Genomic DNA, 14,799 nt, shown 5'->3' on the forward strand with positions numbered 1-14,799 from the left:
CCGCCATGTCGGCCTTTGCCACCCCCCGCATCAAGGGCTTCCACGCCCACGTCTACTTCGACGCCGAGACCCTGCCCCAGGCCCGTGCGCTGTGCGAGGAGGCGGCCCGCCGTTTCCCGCTGAAGATGGGCCGCGTCCATGAGAAGCGGGTCGGCCCGCATCCGGACTGGAGCTGCCAGTTGGCCTTCAGGCCTGAACTGTTCGGCGACGTGGTGCCCTGGCTGGCGCTCAATCGCGGTGGCCTCAACGTGCTGGTGCACCCCATTACCGGCAGCGACCTGAAGGACCACCGCGACTTTCCGCTGTGGATGGGCGAGGTTCGCCCGCTGGACCTCGCCGACCTGCAGGATGGGGCCATCGAGTACGACCTTTAGGCCCGCCCCAGCGCCACCAGCACCGATTGGGCCGCCCGCTCACCCGCCAGCACCGCCCCTTCCAGGTAACCGCACCAGATCGGCGAGGCCTCGCTCCCGGCCCAGTGCAGCCGGCCCAGGGGCGCCCGCAGCCAGTGGCCGTTGCGTGCCAGCACGCCGGACGGCAGGGGCGACACGCAGCCGGCGCTCCAGCGCTCCTGGGACCAGTCCTGCTCCACATAGGCCAGCGGCCGCGCGGCTTCGTCACCCAGCAGACGGCTCAGTTCGCGCAGCACCCGCTTGCGCCGCCGGGCCGGATCGCCGCCCGCGCGGGCCGGATCGAGGAAGGCCAGCAGCACGCCGTCCCCCCGGCCTTCCGGGGTGCTGTCGACGGTCATCTGCACCAGCCCGTCGGTGACCAGGCCGGCACCGGAGAGGCCGGCCGCGCGCCAGAACGGTGCCGGGTAGCGCAGGTGCACCTTGATCCCGCCGCTGGCAGCCCAGTTGCGCTGCAGGGCCTCGCGGCCCGGTGGCAAGGCGGGGCCGAAGCCGATGCGGCTGACATCGGCCGGCATCATCGCCACCACCACCTGTTCGGCACTGATCACCGCCCGTTCGCTATGGACTCGCAGCGGGCCCTCCAGCCAGCCGTCGATCCGGCTCACCGCGCTGCCGGTAAGCAAGGCATCGCCGAGTGGCTCGGCCAGCAGCAGCGACAGGCGCTGCGCCCCGCCTTTCAGGCGGAATTGCTGGGCCTGGTCGTCCAGTGCGGTGAAGCCGCCCGCCGAACGCAGATAGAACAGGAACCACAGCAGCGAGACCCGCCCCGGCTCGCTGGCCAGGGTGGTGGAGAGGGTGGTCGCCACCGCCTCGACGGCTTCCTCGTCCGCGCGCTGGGCCTTCAGCCAGGCCGCCACGCTCATGGCGTCCCAGGCCTCGGCGCGGGGTGCCTTCCAGGGCGCCTCCGGCGGCACCCGCGCCGCCATGGCTTCGAGTCGGTCCATCAACGCCCGTGCCTTGGGGCCGGGGCCTTCGGGCGGGAAGGTGTAGCGCTGACCCTGGATCAGCGCTGCCATCTCGCCCTGGGTGTACTGCGGCACCAGCGGCACGCCCAGTTCACCGGCCAGGCCCATCACCGCCTGCTGGCTGCCGCCGACCCACTGGCCACCGCCGTCCACCTCGATGCCCTCGCCCAGGGGCTGGTTGAGGGTGCGCCCGCCGACCCGCTCGCGTGCCTCCAGCACCTGCACCCGGCACCCCGCGGCCACCAGGCGTCGGGCCGCCACCAGGCCGGAGAGGCCCGCACCCACCACCACCACGTCCACCTGCCGGTCCGGCGGCCCGCCGGGCGAGGCCTGCCCACCCCGGGCCAGCCCGGTCAGCAGCGCCGCGCCGCCCAGGCGCAGCAAGGAGCGGCGGGAAACACCCAGGGCATCGAGCAATCGCGTGTACATCCTGTACCTCCACTTGGTTGCCAAGTTGATCGGGTCGAAAAAAAACCACCCAATCCGGGGTGGCGACGGGTTCAGGCGGCCGGTGTACGCACCGAGGCCAGGTAGAACGGGATAGGGTCCTGCCGGGCGTGCAACTGGCGCACCAGGGTCAGGTAGAACCAGCGCTGCTCCGCCGGGTCGCCCGCCGGGGGCGGCTCCTCCCCCAGCCAGCGCTGCCACAGGGCCATCTCCATCTGCAGTACACGGTTGCGGCCGAAGGCGGTGAGCCGCTGCCACACCCGTCGCTCAAGGGCCTGCAACTGCTCCGGCGTCGGTGTGGCCGGGCAGCCTTCCACCTCCGCCAGCAGCTCGGCCCGCTCGTCGTCCGTGGCGTGGCGCGCCGCCGCCTCCAGCAGTCCGATGGCGTAGAGCTGCTGGTACTCGTCCAGGTCGCGCAGCAGGCGGCGGGCAGCATCCGAACGCAGGCGGGCGCCGTAGCGCAGCAGCAGTTCGAACACCCGGGCATCGGCGCGGGCCGGGTCCAGCACCCGACTGGCGCCGCCCTGACGCACCTCCACCAGGCCGGCGTCCTTCAGCTTGTGCACCGCCTGGCGCACGGTGATGCGCGAGACGCCGTAGCGTTCGGCCAGCAGCCGTTCCGCAGGCAATGCCTCGCCGGGGGCCAGGTGGCCGTCGAAGATTTCGACGAACAGCCCTTCCAGGGCGTCGTCGGCGGCATGCCGCGTGGGAGGATTCGTTGAGCTCATGGGGCGCCACTGTACTTGGTTACCAAGTACAGTCAAGCACCCGCGATGACGAACGAACAGGCAGCGCCTATCATCGCGGCCCGCATTTCCGGAGGCCGTCCATGCCCTTCCTGCTCATCGTCACCCTGCTCTGGGCCTTTTCCTTCAGCCTGATCGGCGAGTACCTGGCCGGTCGGGTGGACAGTGACTTCGCGGTGCTGGCGCGGGTGCTGATCGCGGCGCTGGTGTTCCTGCCCTTCACCCGCTGGCGCGGCCTGCCGGCCCGCCTGCTGGCAGGTTTCTGGCTGGCCGGGGCGCTGCAGTTCGGCATCACCTACCTGTGCCTGTACCGCAGCTTCGCGGTGCTCACGGTGCCGGAGGTGTTGCTGTTCACCGTGCTCACGCCGATCTACGTGACCCTCCTGGACGATGCGTTGGCGCGGCGCTTCAGCCCCTGGGCGCTGCTGGCCGCACTGGTGGCGGTGGGTGGCGGGGTGATCATCCGTTTCGACCGGCTGGAGGGGGAGTACCTGCTGGGCTTCATCCTCTTGCAGGTGGCCAACGCCACCTTCGCCGCCGGCCAGGTGCTGTGCCGCCGGCTGCTGGTGCGCTACCCGGTGGAGCAGCCGCTGCACCGCTTCTTCGGCCATTTCTTCCTCGGCGCGCTGGTGCTGGTGCTGCCCTCCTTCCTGTTCTTCGGCAACCCCGAGCGCCTGCCGCAGACCACCGTGCAATGGGGCGTGCTGCTGTGGATGGGGCTGTTCGCCACGGCACTTGGGATGTTCTGGTGGGTCAAGGGCAGCACCCGTGTCAGCGCCGGCACCCTGGCGGTAATGAACGAACTCCACGTGCCCGCCGGGCTGCTGGTCAACCTGCTGATCTGGAACCGCGACGCCGACCTCCCCCGCCTCGCCCTGGGCGGCGCGGTGATCCTCGCATCCCTGTGGATAAGTCGTTTGGGCCGGAAGCCGGCCATGCAGCAGCCCTAGGACTGGGCGCTGCCCTCACCTATCGCGCTCGGCCTATCGGGAGGCGCTGGGTCAATCGACGAACTCGGTCAACAATCTATGCCCGGTTTCAGTGACCTCAACCATGGCGGACAACACAACAGCATCCCCTCTGTCTCCGGTGTAGTACTGGAAACCCTCCTCTCCCCTGACGCGTGTACGAACTTGCGCTCTTTGAGCCAGCACCTGGATGTTCAATACCTGGCCAGCCTCCATACAGGTCCCACGGGAAGGTATACCGCGGAGGCCATAGCCCAAGATCTGCGGCTCTTCGACACGTTGCGCACCCATCGTGTACCCGCATAGCTCGCGGATCGGGAAAAGGTCGTTTTCATCGAGCACCTTGGAGATCGCATCGCCGATGGTGTCGATGCTGGCCCCATGGCGTACCGGCTCGATGCCCTTGCGCAGTGCCAGCCGCGCTTTGTCGAGCATGAACAGTTGCAGCGGTGTGGCCTTCCGGCCAGCAAAGGTCCAGGTCTGCGCCAAGTGCGAAACGGGAGTGCCTGCGATCAGCTCGACCTTGACCAGTGCCGCCTTCGGGATCGGCTTGTCGGTCGGGATAACACCTCCGACGCCATAGTTGACCGAGACGGGGACCGCCGCCGGATAGCCGTGGTAACCCACCAGCATCGGGCGCCAACCCCGTTCCAGATAAGCGTTCAGCAGGTGCTCCTGGATCTCTAGTCCATTGGCCCCTTGGATGATCAATGGCGCCAGAGAACGCAACAGGCGGCTCGCCTCGGGGGCTTGTTCCCGCTGGTCCTTGAGGCGCTCGGCAGCTGATCGTCGGGCGATGCTTTTCGCCAATCGCTGATTACCGGCGGCGTATCGATCCCATAGCGGACGGACTCGGGGGCGTCCTGTCAGGGCGTGAAGTGAGTTGAACAGGCGCTTCATGGTGGGGAGCATGAATTACATCCGTGGGACTGGAGCGGAGAACGGAGATTATCGGAGAGTACGCCGCCTGAGACGGGATCTTGATCGCAGGGCTACGTCATTCGATGGCGGAATGATCGGGTGCGGTGATGCTGGCTGCTCTCGATGTGGGGCCTCGCTCGCACGTGCTTCAGCGTGAAAAGCCGCTGCTCCCAACTGGGAGCAGCGGCTTCTATTGCGGCTGTATCGTGATCAGGCGCGGGCGCTGCGCACGCCGTCGGCCAGTGTCTTGCAGAGGGTTAGGACGCCGTCGACGGCCTGTTCGGCGGTTTCGGCCTTGGCGATCTGGTCCACCAGGGCGGAGCCCACCACCACGCCGTCGGCGAGGCGGGCGATGCTGGCGGCGTGTTCGGCGGTGCGGATGCCGAAGCCGATGGCCACCGGCAGGTCGGTGTGGCGGCGCAGGCGGGTCACGGCGGCCTGCACGTGCTCCAGGGTGGCGGAGCCGGCGCCGGTGACGCCGGCCACCGAGACGTAGTAGACGAAGCCGGAGCTGCCGGCGAGCACCGTCGGCAGACGGGCGTCGTCGGTGGTCGGGGTGGTCAGACGGACGAAGTCGATGCCGGCGTTCTGGGCCGGTTGGCACAGGTCGTCGTTATGTTCGGCCGGCAGGTCGACGACGATCAGGCCGTCCACGCCCGCGGCCTTGGCGTCGCTGACGAAGCGCTCGACGCCGTAGTGGTGGATGGGGTTGAAGTAGCCCATCAGCACCAGCGGGGTGCTCTGGTTGCCCTCGCGGAATTCCCGGACCATCTGCAGGGTCTTGGCCAGGTTCTGCTTGCCGGCCAGGGCGCGGATGTTGGCGAGCTGGATCGAGGGGCCGTCGGCCATCGGGTCGGTGAAGGGCATGCCCAGCTCGATCACATCGGCGCCGGCTTCCGGCAGGCCCTTGAGGATCGCCAGGGAGGCGTCGTAGTTCGGATCGCCGGCAGTGACGAAGGTCACCAGGGCAGCGCGGTTCTGCTGCTTCAGCTCGGCGAAGCGGGTCTGCAGGCGGCTCATCAGTGCTTCTCCTGGTTCTGTTGCATGTGGTGCATCACGGTCTGCATGTCCTTGTCGCCGCGGCCGGAGAGGTTGACCACCATGATGTGGTCCTTGGGCAGCCGGGGCGCGCGCTTGAACACTTCGGCCAGGGCGTGGGAGCTTTCCAGGGCCGGGATGATGCCTTCGAGGCGGCAGCACTGGTGGAAGGCTTCCAGGGCTTCGTGGTCGGTGATCGAGGTGTACTCGACGCGGCCGATGTCGTGCAGCCAGGCGTGTTCCGGGCCGATGCCGGGGTAGTCCAGGCCGGCGGAGATGGAGTGGGCGTCGATGATCTGGCCGTCGTCGTCCTGCAGCAGGAAGGTGCGGTTGCCGTGCAGCACGCCCGGTACGCCGCCGTTGAGGCTGGCGGCATGCTTGCCGGTCTCGATGCCGTGGCCGGCGGCTTCCACGCCGACGATCTGCACCGAGGCGTCGTCGAGGAAGGGGTGGAACAGGCCCATGGCGTTGGAGCCGCCGCCGATGCAGGCGACCAGGGAGTCGGGCAGGCGGCCTTCCTTCTCGGCCAGCTGCTCGCGGGTTTCCTTGCCGATCACGGCCTGGAAGTCACGGACCATGGCCGGGTACGGGTGCGGGCCGGCGACGGTGCCGATCAGGTAGAAGGTGGTGTCGACGTTGGTCACCCAGTCGCGCAGGGCTTCGTTCATGGCGTCCTTGAGGGTGCCGGTGCCGGCGGTGACCGGGATCACGGTGGCGCCCAGGAGCTTCATGCGGAACACGTTGGCCTGCTGGCGGTCGATGTCGGTGGTGCCCATGTACACCACGCATTCCATGCCGAAACGGGCGGCCACGGTGGCGGTGGCCACGCCGTGCATGCCGGCGCCGGTCTCGGCGATGATGCGTTTCTTGCCCATGCGGCGGGCCAGGAGGATCTGGCCGATGCAGTTGTTGATCTTGTGCGCGCCGGTGTGGTTCAGCTCTTCGCGCTTGAGGTAGATCTTCGCGCCGCCGCAGTGCTCGGTCAGGCGCTCGGCGAAGTACAGCGGGCTCGGACGGCCGACGTAGTCACGCTGGAAGTAGGCCAGCTCTTCGATGAAGGCCGGGTCTTCCTTGGCCTTCTCGTATTCGCGGGCCAGGTCGTGGATCAGCGGCATCAGGGTCTCGGCGACGTACTGGCCGCCGAAGGCGCCGAACAGGCCCTTGGCGTCCGGGCCGTTGCGATAGGAATTCTGTGAACCAGGCATGGCGGTCATCCGTTGGGTGGCTGGGACAATGGTGGCCAGTCTACGACTGGACGGGGTGGCAGAAAAACTGATAATTCCGCTACAACGTGTGACTTTTATTCACAGGAAGATCGACGCATGAAACTGGGATGGTTGTGGGTGTTCCCCGCCCTGGGCGGCCTGATGATCGTGGGTGCGGCGGCAATTCAGATGGCGCGGCTGAGCGACCAGGCGCGCATGACGCTGGCCACGGCGGAGGTGATCGACATCAGCGGCGGCTGCCCGACGGTGGCCTTCCTTACGGCGACGGGTGAGGTGGTGGAGCACACCAGCAGCGGCTGCAGCAGCCCGCCGGCCTTCGAGCTGGGCGAGTCGGCGAGGGTCTACTACGACCCGGCCGACCCTCGCGATGCGCACCTGGACAGCTTCGTCGACAACTGGGTCGGCTCCCTGGTGCTCGGCGGCATCGGCGCGGTGTTCGCCCTGATCGGCTCGTGCTTCGTGGTGCCGCCGCTGCTGGCTCGGCGCCGCGCTGCGCAACTGGCGCTGACCGGCCAGGCGGTTATGGCCGAGGTGGTCGACGTCCGGCTCAACGGTTCGCTGAGCGTGAACGGCCAGCACCCCTGGCGCATCGTCGCCCAATGGAAGAACCCCGCCACCGGCAAGCTGCATGTGTTCAACAGCGAGAACCTCTGGTTCGATCCGTCCCGTCACCTGCCCGACGATGGCTGGGTGCGGGTGCTGATCGACCCGGCCAACCCGCGCCGCTACGCCATGGACACGGCCTTCCTGCCGGAACTGGCGGACTGATATGAGCCAGGGCCTGCCCTCCCTCAACGCCCTGCGTGCCTTCGAGGCTGCCGCGCGGTTGCAGAGCATGAGCCGTGCCGCCGATGAACTGCACGTCACCCACGGGGCGGTGAGCCGCCAGGTGCGGCAGTTGGAGGAGTCCCTCGGCGTGGCGCTGTTCAGCAAGGACGGACGCGGCGTAAAACTCACGGATGCCGGCCAGCGCCTGCGGGACGCCACGGCGGAGGCCTTCGAGCGCTTGCGCGGGGTCTGTGCCGAACTTGCACGGCGCAGCGACGAGGCGCCTTTTGTCCTCGCCTGCCCGGGCAGTCTGCTGGCGCGCTGGTTCATTCCGCGCCTGGACCGTCTCAACCGCGAGTTGCCGGAGCTGCGTCTGCAGTTGTCCGCCAGCGAGGGCGAGCTGGACCCTCGGCGACCGGGGGTGGACGCCACCCTGTGCTTCGCCGCACCGCCCTGGCCGGCGGACCTGCGGGTGGTGGAGCTGGCGGCGGAATCCATCGGCCCGGTGCTGAGCCCCCGCTACGCCCGGCATGACCGGCTGGCCGGTGCGCCACCTGCTGCCTTGCTGGACGAGGCGCTGCTGCACACCGCCTCGCGGCCCCAGGCCTGGCCGCAATGGGCTGGGGCCCAGGGTCTGGCGGTCGATCGGCTGCGCCTCGGGCAGGGCTTCGAGCACCTCTACTACCTGCTGGAGGCAGCGGTGGCCGGCCTGGGCGTGGCCATCGCCCCGCAGCAACTGGTGGCGGATGAACTGGCCTCGGGCCGCCTGGTGGCGCCCTGGGGGTTCGTCGAGACGCCCGCGCGCCTGGCGCTGTGGATCAATGGCCGGCAGGCCGACCGCCGCGCCGATGCCCTGGCGGGCTGGTTGCGCCAGGAGCTGGGACGCTGACGTCCAAGGCGACACGCTTGCGCCAGAGGCATGCAACTTCCCAGGCCAAGGCCGGTCACAGCGGGGCATGCCCAATGGAAGGAAGAAGGACGCGTCCATGCCCAAGTTCCCCCTCGCCGGCGCCCTGCTGGCGCTGACCCTCGCTCCCCTCGCCCAGGCCGACCCGGTGAGCATCGACGGCGTTGGCCTGACCCGTGATGTGCCCTGCCAGGGGCAGGACGTGGCGATCACCGGCTCCGGTAATCACATCCGCCTCACCGGCACCTGCGGTGCCGTTACCGTGCGTGGCTCGGATCACCAGGTGAGCCTGGAACAGAGTGGGGCGCTGAGCGTGTCGGGTATTCAGAACCAGGTCACCGCCGGGCGCGTCGAGCGCCTGGAGGTAGACGCGGCGAAGAACCGCGTCCAGGCGGCCCTCGAAGGCCGCACCCCGAACCACGCGCGGCTGGAGGTCAGCGGCGCCGACCACAACCTGGAGCTGGTCTTCAGGGGGCCGACCGTGGTGAATCTGACGGGGGCCGACAACCAGCTGCGCTGGAGCGGTTCGGAGCCGCTGATGACGGTGCAGGGGGTGGACAACCGCATCGAGCACCAGCCCTTGCCATCACGGCAGCGCAGGTGAGTGCAGCTAACCTGAACGTGTCGCCCGAGGTACGTGCCAGAACTGTCAGGCGAATCATCGTTACGGCAAGGAGAACGGCTATGTCGGATCACCACACCTACAAGAAGATCGAGATCGTGGGCTCGTCCCGCACCAGCATTGAAGACGCCATCGGCAATGCACTGGAACAGGCGGCCAAGACCATCAAGCTGCTGGAGTGGTTCGAGGTGGTGGAAACCCGCGGCCACATCGAGAACGGCAAGGTGGGCCATTACCAGGTGACGCTGAAAGTAGGCTTCCGACTCAGCGATAGCTGACTGTCCGACAGAGATCCCTGGCACCTTGGGCTAGGCTGTTCGCGTTCGGCCGGGCCCGGGTGGCCCGGCCGACTCTGGAGACGGGTCGTCTCCAGGGCTCGCATGAGCCGTTTCTTTTCTGCAACCAGGGAGCGTTACCGATGAAAAAACTGCTGTTGGCTGCTGGTGTGTTCGTGCTTGCCGGTTCGGCCATGGCCGCTGGCAAGCCCTGTGAAGAGCTGAAGTCCGAGATCGACGCGAAGATCCAGGCCAAGGGTGCGACCTCCTACACCCTGGAGATCGTCGACAAGGGCAGCGTCACCGACAAGAAGGTGGTAGGCAGCTGCGAGGCGGGCACCAAGGAAATCGTCTACCAGCGCAACTGATTCACCGTATCGGGGAAGAAGCCGGCGTGATGCCGGCTTCTTTTTGCCGTTGTCTTTCCGTTCCGGGGCGTCTTTCTCTACCGGAATGGCCCGTCCGCAGCGGTGAGGGGCTTACCTGAAGGTGCCTGAGGCACGGAAAAGTGCCTTCTGGTCCGATCGGAAGGGGCAACTTAGAGTAGGCGCATCCTGTCCTACGGAAGGCCTGCCGCCTTCCCCTCGCAAGGCCCGATCACCATGACTGCGCTGTCCTCGCTTCCCCTTTCCGTCCTCGACCTGGCGCCGATCCGCGACCACGGCGGCCCCGCTCAGGCCCTGCACAACACCCTGGCCCTGGCGCAGCACGTCGAGCGGCTGGGCTTCTCGCGCTTCTGGGTGGCCGAGCACCACAACATGGACGGCATCGCCAGCTCGGCGACCGCCGTGCTGCTGGGCTACCTCGCCGCCAACACCTCGACCCTGCGCCTTGGCTCCGGCGGGGTGATGCTGCCCAACCATGCGCCGCTGGTGGTGGCCGAGCAATTCGGCACCCTGGCCACCCTCTACCCGGGCCGCATCGAGCTGGGCCTGGGGCGCGCGCCAGGGGCGGACCACTTCACCGCCCAGGCGCTGCGGCGCGACCGCCTGGGCAGCGCCGATGACTTCCCGCGTGACGTCGAGGAGCTGGAACGGCTGCTGGGCCCGCGCCAGGAGGGCCAGAAGGTGATCGCCATGCCCGGCATGGACACCCGCGTGCCGATCTGGCTGCTCGGCTCCAGCCTGTTCAGCGCTCAGTTGGCAGGCATGAAGGGCCTGCCCTACGCCTTCGCCTCGCACTTCGCCCCGCGCTACCTGCACGAGGCGATCCGCGTGTACCGCAACCATTTCCGCCCGTCCGAGGTGCTCGATGCGCCCTACGTGATGCTCGGCGTGCCGCTGGTGGCGGCGCCCACCGACGAGGAGGCGGAGTTCCTCGCCACCACCGTCTACCAGCGGGTGCTGGCGCTGATGCGCGGCGAGAGCCTGGTGCTGCGCCCGCCGGTGGAAAGCATGGCCGGGCGCTGGCTGCCTCACGAGAAGGAGGCGGTGGGCAGTTTCCTGGGCCTGGCGATGGTCGGCGGGCCGGAGAAGATCCGCAGCAAGCTGGAGGTGCTGCTGGAGCAGACCGGGGCGGACGAGCTGATCTTCACCTGCGATGTCTACCAGCACGAGCACCGCCTGCGGGCCTTCGACATCCTCGCCGGGCTGCGCGGCTGAGCCTCAGAGCGGGCCGCAGCCGAGTACGTCGCCCCGCGCCACCACCTGGCCCTGGGCGTCGCGCAGCAGCGCCTGGGCGCTCATCACCACCGGTCGGGCTTCCAGGCGATAGCGCTGGCCGGCGGCAAAGCCGTCGTAGCGGAAGCGGATGTGGCAGGTGAGCTGGGTCGGGCCGCTGCTGGTGTTGAAGCCGCCTCCGCCGGGGATGTCGAACTGGAAGCGGGTTTCCAGTTCATGGGCGCCGGGGCTGAGCTGGTAGAAGCGCCCGTCCCGGGTTCGCTCGCCATCCTGCCGGTTGGCCATCAGCGTGGTGCCCGGATCGCTGCGCAGCTCCACCCAGGCCTGGTTCGGGTCGGGCGTCGGCAACGGGCTGGCGCAGCCGCCGAGGCTGGCGAGCAGGAGCAGCAGGGCGGGCTTGTGCATGGCGATCACCTCATGGGGCGGGCTGTCAGGATAAACCCGCCGGGGCGCGACGGCAGCCCCGTTCAGACATCGCCGCAGCGGCCTTCACGGGCGCGGGCCACTTCCCGCTGGCGCTCGTCGTAGAGCCGCACCCAGGGGCGGAAACCGATCTCTCCGGCGCGCATTTCATAGCGCTGGCCGGCGGCGAAGTCGGCGTAGTCCAGGGTCAGCAGGCAGGTGCGGGCAAGGCTCGGCTGGGCGGTGCCGATGGCGCTGCCGTCCACCTCGAAGCGGTAGCGCACCTCCAGGGCGTGGCGCCCAGGCTGGACCTGGAAGTAGCGGTCGTCCTCCAGAGGACGTTCGTCCACCCGCGCGGCCTCCAGTGCGCCCCGCTGCTGCGGGGCGAAGGCGATCCAGGCCTGGTCCGGGTCGGGGCTGGGCATGATCAGGCCGCAGCCGGCCAGTTTCAGGGGCAGGGCAAGGACGAGCAGGCGACGCATGGGCAACTCCTTCTGGCGTGGTCGGGGGCGTTGCGTTAGCTTCGGCGCATGCCGCCCTCCTCTTTTCTCGCCTTTCTCGACCGCTGCCGCACCCTCGCGGTTCCCGGCCTGCTTGCCCTGGTGCTGGGCGGTTGCTCGACGCTGGACTACTACGGGCAACTGGCCGCCGGGCAGTGGCAGTTGCTGCGTGCCCGCGAACCGGTGGCGCGCATCGTCGCCGACCCGGCCCGTGACCCGGCGTTGCGCCAGCGCCTGGCCCTGGCGCAGGAAGCGCGGGACTACGCCAGCCAGCAACTGGCCCTGCCGGACAACGGCAGCTACCGGGTCTATGCGGATATCCACAGGCCCTTCGTGGTGTGGAATGTGTTCGCCACGCCGGAGTTCTCACTGGCGCCGGTCACCCACTGCTTTCCCATCGCCGGGTGCGTGGCCTACCGCGGCTACTACCAGCAGGGTCGGGCCCGGGGCGCGGCAGCGCTGATGCGCGAGGACGGCTTCGACACCTGGGTCGGCGGCGTGGAGGCCTATTCCACCCTCGGCTGGTTCGATGACCCGATCCTCAGCAGCATGCTCGGTTGGGGCGAGGATCGGCTGGTGGCGGTGATCTTCCATGAGCTGGCCCACCAGCGGCTGTACGTGACCGACGACAGCGCCTTCAACGAGTCCTACGCCAGCTTCGTGGAGCGCGAGGGGCTGCGCCAATGGCGCGCTGCGCGGGGGCTGGCGAGCCGGGAGGACCCGTCCCTGCGCCAGCGCGAGCAGTTCACCGCGCTGGTGCTGGCCAGCCGCGAGCGGCTCCAGGCGCTCTATGCCAGTGGTCGCCCGGACGCCGAGCTGCGCGAGGCCAAGGCCGCCGAGTTCGAGCGCTTGCGGCGCGACTACCGTGCCCTGCGCGATGGCCCCTGGGGCGGCGTGGGGCGCTATGACGGCTGGATGGCGGGGCCGATGAACAACGCCAAGCTGTTGCCTTTCGGCCTCTACGACCGCTGGGTGCCGGCCTTCGCCGCGTTGTATCGCCAGGCAGAAGGCTGGAGCGATTTCCACGCCCGGGTGGCGACGCTGGCGGCCCTGCCGGTGGCGGCACGGGAAGCGCGCCTGGCCGAGCTGCAGGCGGCGAACTCCGCCCCGGCGGCTCCGGTCGAATGACAGCGGATTCGAGACAAGGGAGAGACGCACGATGAAGCGGTGGATGCTGGTGATGCTGTGTGGCCTGGTCTCGGGCGCGGCGATGGCCGCGCCCAAGCCGTGCGAGGAACTGAAGGCCGAGATCGAGGTGAAGATCCAGGCCGCCGGGGTGACGGCCTACACCCTGGAGATCGTGCCCGCCAGCGAGGTGGAGGACCCCAACATGGTGGTCGGCTCCTGCGAGAACGGCACCCGCAAGATCCTCTACCAGCGCAACGGCAATTGACCTCAGCCGAAGGCGCGGTCCAGCTCGCCGAGGGTGGCGAAGTAGTAGGTCGGCGCCTCGGCCATCAGTTCCTCGCGGCTGCCGAAGCCATAGCCGACGCCGGCGGCGTGCAGCCCGTTCTGGCTGGCGCCGATGAGGTCGTGCTTGCGGTCGCCGATCATCAGCGTGTCCGCCGGGGCCAGCCCCTCTTCCGCCAGCAGGTGGGCGATCAGCTCCACCTTGTGGGTGCGTGTGCCGTCCAGCTCGCTGCCGTAGATGTGCCGGAAGTGCCGGTCGAAGCCGAAGTGCCGGGCAATCTCGCGGGCGAACACGGTGGGCTTGCTGGTGGCGATGTACAGGGTGCGGTCCTGCTGGGCGAGGCGCGCGAGCAATGCGTCGATGCCGTCGAACACGCGGTTCTCGTAGAGGCCGGTGACCTTGAAGCGGTCGCGGTAGTGGTTCACCGCGTCCCAGGCGCGTGCCTCGCTGAGGCCGTAGGTCTGCATGAAGCACTGCAGCAGCGGCGGGCCGATGAAGTGTTCCAGTTGCGCCAGGTCCGGCTCATGGATGTCGAGCTGGGCCAGGGCGTACTGCACGGAGCGGGTGATGCCCTCGCGCGGGTCGGTGAGGGTGCCGTCGAGGTCGAAGAGGATGTTCGGGTAGCGCATGCGGTCCTGCTGTCGGTAAGGGGGCGGCTCAGGCGCCGGGGTGTTCGGCGAGGTGGTGGTTCTTCAGTTTCACGTAGTTGGCGGCGCTGTAGGTGAAGAAGGCCTTTTCCTTGTCGGTCAGCGGGCGCGCCTGGCGCACCGGACTGCCGACGTAGAGGTAGCCGGTGACCAGGCGCTTGCCCGGCGGCACCAGGCTGCCGGCGCCGAGCACCACGCCGTCCTCGATCACCGCGCCGTCCATCACGATGCAGCCCATGCCGATCAGCACCCGGCTGCCGATCCGGCACCCATGGAGCAGGGCCTTGTGGCCGATGGTCACGTCGTCGCCGATCTCCAGAGGGAAGCCGTCGGGGTTGAACGGGCCAGCGTGGGTGATGTGCAGCACGCTGCCGTCCTGCACGCTGGTGCGGGCGCCGATGCGGATGCGGTGCATGTCGCCGCGGATGACCGCCAGCGGCCACACCGAACTGTCCTCTCCCAGGTGCACGTCGCCGATCACCACGGCGGTCGGATCGACGAAGACCCGCTCGCCCAGCTGGGGCGACAGGCCGCGGTAGGCTCTAATCGGGTTCATAGAAAGTCCTGTGGCTGTGGTGGAAGACGATTGTAATTAAGATGCGGCCCACACGGTTCGGAGAACCCTCTGGCACGTCGGTTTCCGGCTGTCGGAACACTATTTCTGCAAAGCTGTCAAGAATCTGGCATACTGGCTGGCCGCCTTTGGATAAGGAGAGTGTCATGTCCACCCTGCGTATCAGAGCTTCTGCACGTAAGGCTGAAGCCGAAGTGGCCCTGGAAACCCGTGCAACCCTCGAGGATCAGGTCGCAGCATTCCTGCGCCAGGGAGGGGAGATCCAGAAGGTCGCCAAGGGGGTCAGCGGTCTACCACAGAACGGCGCCTGGTCCATGTCGCGGACCAGCAAGAAAAAGTGATTCGTTGAG

General features: G+C 68.4%; 20 protein-coding genes. 11 read left to right on the forward strand and 9 right to left on the reverse strand.

The annotated features are described in order from the left end of the window. Positions 1-5 precede the first annotated feature (5 nt). Positions 6-374, forward strand: a complete 369-nt coding sequence (locus tag A7D27_RS20105; RefSeq protein ID WP_069561855.1) for a DOPA 4,5-dioxygenase family protein — start codon at positions 6-8, stop codon at positions 372-374. Here the strand turns inward: A7D27_RS20105 and A7D27_RS20110 are convergent. Next, positions 371-1,807, reverse strand: coding sequence for an FAD-dependent oxidoreductase (locus A7D27_RS20110; RefSeq protein WP_083265715.1), 1,437 nt, complete (start codon positions 1,805-1,807; stop codon positions 371-373). The genes A7D27_RS20105 and A7D27_RS20110 overlap by 4 nt on opposite strands. Positions 1,808-1,878: 71 nt before the next feature. After that, a complete protein-coding gene (locus A7D27_RS20115; RefSeq protein ID WP_069565886.1) occupies positions 1,879-2,553 on the reverse strand; it encodes a FadR/GntR family transcriptional regulator in 675 nt (224 codons plus the stop codon). Between the two features lie 101 nt (positions 2,554-2,654). Here A7D27_RS20115 and A7D27_RS20120 point away from each other — a divergent pair, with 101 nt between their 5' ends. Then, positions 2,655-3,521: a carboxylate/amino acid/amine transporter gene (locus tag A7D27_RS20120; RefSeq protein WP_069565887.1), complete on the forward strand. Its 867-nt coding sequence runs from the start codon at positions 2,655-2,657 to the stop codon at positions 3,519-3,521. Positions 3,522-3,572: 51 nt separating this feature from the next. On the opposite strand, the gene A7D27_RS20125 is transcribed toward A7D27_RS20120, so the two are convergent. From A7D27_RS20125 to trpB, 3 genes are all read right to left on the reverse strand, one after another. Then, on the reverse strand, positions 3,573-4,451 hold the full coding sequence (locus A7D27_RS20125; protein ID WP_139134140.1) for a M24 family metallopeptidase: 879 nt from the start codon (positions 4,449-4,451) through the stop codon (positions 3,573-3,575). 219 nt (positions 4,452-4,670) lie between these two features. Continuing rightward, positions 4,671-5,480, reverse strand: a complete 810-nt coding sequence (gene trpA / locus A7D27_RS20130; RefSeq protein WP_069561859.1) for a tryptophan synthase subunit alpha — start codon at positions 5,478-5,480, stop codon at positions 4,671-4,673. After that, on the reverse strand, positions 5,480-6,703 hold the full coding sequence (gene trpB / locus A7D27_RS20135; protein WP_069561860.1) for a tryptophan synthase subunit beta: 1,224 nt from the start codon (positions 6,701-6,703) through the stop codon (positions 5,480-5,482). The genes trpA and trpB overlap by 1 nt, the downstream gene beginning before the upstream one ends. Positions 6,704-6,820: 117 nt before the next feature. Here trpB and A7D27_RS20140 point away from each other — a divergent pair, with 117 nt between their 5' ends. From A7D27_RS20140 to A7D27_RS20165, 6 genes are all read left to right on the forward strand, one after another. Beyond that, entirely contained in the window at positions 6,821-7,492 is a 672-nt protein-coding gene (locus A7D27_RS20140) for a DUF3592 domain-containing protein (protein WP_069561861.1), read from the forward strand. Between the two features lies 1 nt (position 7,493). Further along, on the forward strand, positions 7,494-8,381 hold the full coding sequence (locus A7D27_RS20145) for a LysR family transcriptional regulator (RefSeq protein WP_069565888.1): 888 nt from the start codon (positions 7,494-7,496) through the stop codon (positions 8,379-8,381). A gap of 97 nt (positions 8,382-8,478) precedes the next feature. Then, entirely contained in the window at positions 8,479-9,003 is a 525-nt protein-coding gene (locus tag A7D27_RS20150; RefSeq protein WP_069565889.1) for a DUF3060 domain-containing protein, read from the forward strand. 80 nt (positions 9,004-9,083) lie between these two features. Then, on the forward strand, positions 9,084-9,299 hold the full coding sequence (locus tag A7D27_RS20155; RefSeq protein WP_044410160.1) for a dodecin: 216 nt from the start codon (positions 9,084-9,086) through the stop codon (positions 9,297-9,299). Between the two features lie 140 nt (positions 9,300-9,439). Next, entirely contained in the window at positions 9,440-9,664 is a 225-nt protein-coding gene (locus A7D27_RS20160; RefSeq protein WP_069561864.1) for a DUF1161 domain-containing protein, read from the forward strand. A 234-nt stretch (positions 9,665-9,898) separates the two neighbouring features. After that, the gene (locus A7D27_RS20165; RefSeq protein ID WP_069565890.1) at positions 9,899-10,897 is read left to right on the forward strand and encodes an LLM class flavin-dependent oxidoreductase; all 999 of its coding nucleotides are present in this window, start codon (positions 9,899-9,901) and stop codon (positions 10,895-10,897) included. A 3-nt stretch (positions 10,898-10,900) separates the two neighbouring features. On the opposite strand, the gene A7D27_RS20170 is transcribed toward A7D27_RS20165, so the two are convergent. Together A7D27_RS20170 and A7D27_RS20175 are read right to left on the reverse strand one after the other, a co-directional pair. Beyond that, positions 10,901-11,320, reverse strand: a complete 420-nt coding sequence (locus A7D27_RS20170; RefSeq protein ID WP_069565891.1) for a hypothetical protein — start codon at positions 11,318-11,320, stop codon at positions 10,901-10,903. Positions 11,321-11,382: 62 nt separating this feature from the next. After that, positions 11,383-11,799: a hypothetical protein gene (locus tag A7D27_RS20175; protein ID WP_069565892.1), complete on the reverse strand. Its 417-nt coding sequence runs from the start codon at positions 11,797-11,799 to the stop codon at positions 11,383-11,385. Between the two features lie 48 nt (positions 11,800-11,847). Here A7D27_RS20175 and A7D27_RS20180 point away from each other — a divergent pair, with 48 nt between their 5' ends. Both A7D27_RS20180 and A7D27_RS20185 read left to right on the forward strand, forming a co-directional pair. Beyond that, on the forward strand, positions 11,848-12,945 hold the full coding sequence (locus A7D27_RS20180) for an aminopeptidase (protein WP_069565893.1): 1,098 nt from the start codon (positions 11,848-11,850) through the stop codon (positions 12,943-12,945). 31 nt (positions 12,946-12,976) lie between these two features. Beyond that, positions 12,977-13,210 carry a DUF1161 domain-containing protein gene (locus tag A7D27_RS20185; RefSeq protein ID WP_069561868.1) on the forward strand — a complete coding sequence of 78 codons (234 nt, stop codon included), beginning with the start codon at positions 12,977-12,979 and terminating at the stop codon, positions 13,208-13,210. Positions 13,211-13,212: 2 nt separating this feature from the next. Here the strand turns inward: A7D27_RS20185 and A7D27_RS20190 are convergent, their stop codons facing one another. Then, entirely contained in the window at positions 13,213-13,857 is a 645-nt protein-coding gene (locus A7D27_RS20190) for an HAD family hydrolase (RefSeq protein WP_069565894.1), read from the reverse strand. A 28-nt stretch (positions 13,858-13,885) separates the two neighbouring features. Then, on the reverse strand, positions 13,886-14,431 hold the full coding sequence (locus A7D27_RS20195; protein ID WP_069561870.1) for a gamma carbonic anhydrase family protein: 546 nt from the start codon (positions 14,429-14,431) through the stop codon (positions 13,886-13,888). A 164-nt stretch (positions 14,432-14,595) separates the two neighbouring features. Here A7D27_RS20195 and A7D27_RS20200 point away from each other — a divergent pair, with 164 nt between their 5' ends. Beyond that, a complete protein-coding gene (locus tag A7D27_RS20200) occupies positions 14,596-14,790 on the forward strand; it encodes a hypothetical protein (RefSeq protein ID WP_069561871.1) in 195 nt (64 codons plus the stop codon). Positions 14,791-14,799 lie beyond the last annotated feature (9 nt).

The sequence above is a fragment of the Pseudomonas sp. 1D4 genome, assembly GCF_001728925.1.
GTDB classification, from domain to species: Bacteria; Pseudomonadota; Gammaproteobacteria; order Pseudomonadales; family Pseudomonadaceae; genus Metapseudomonas; species Metapseudomonas otitidis.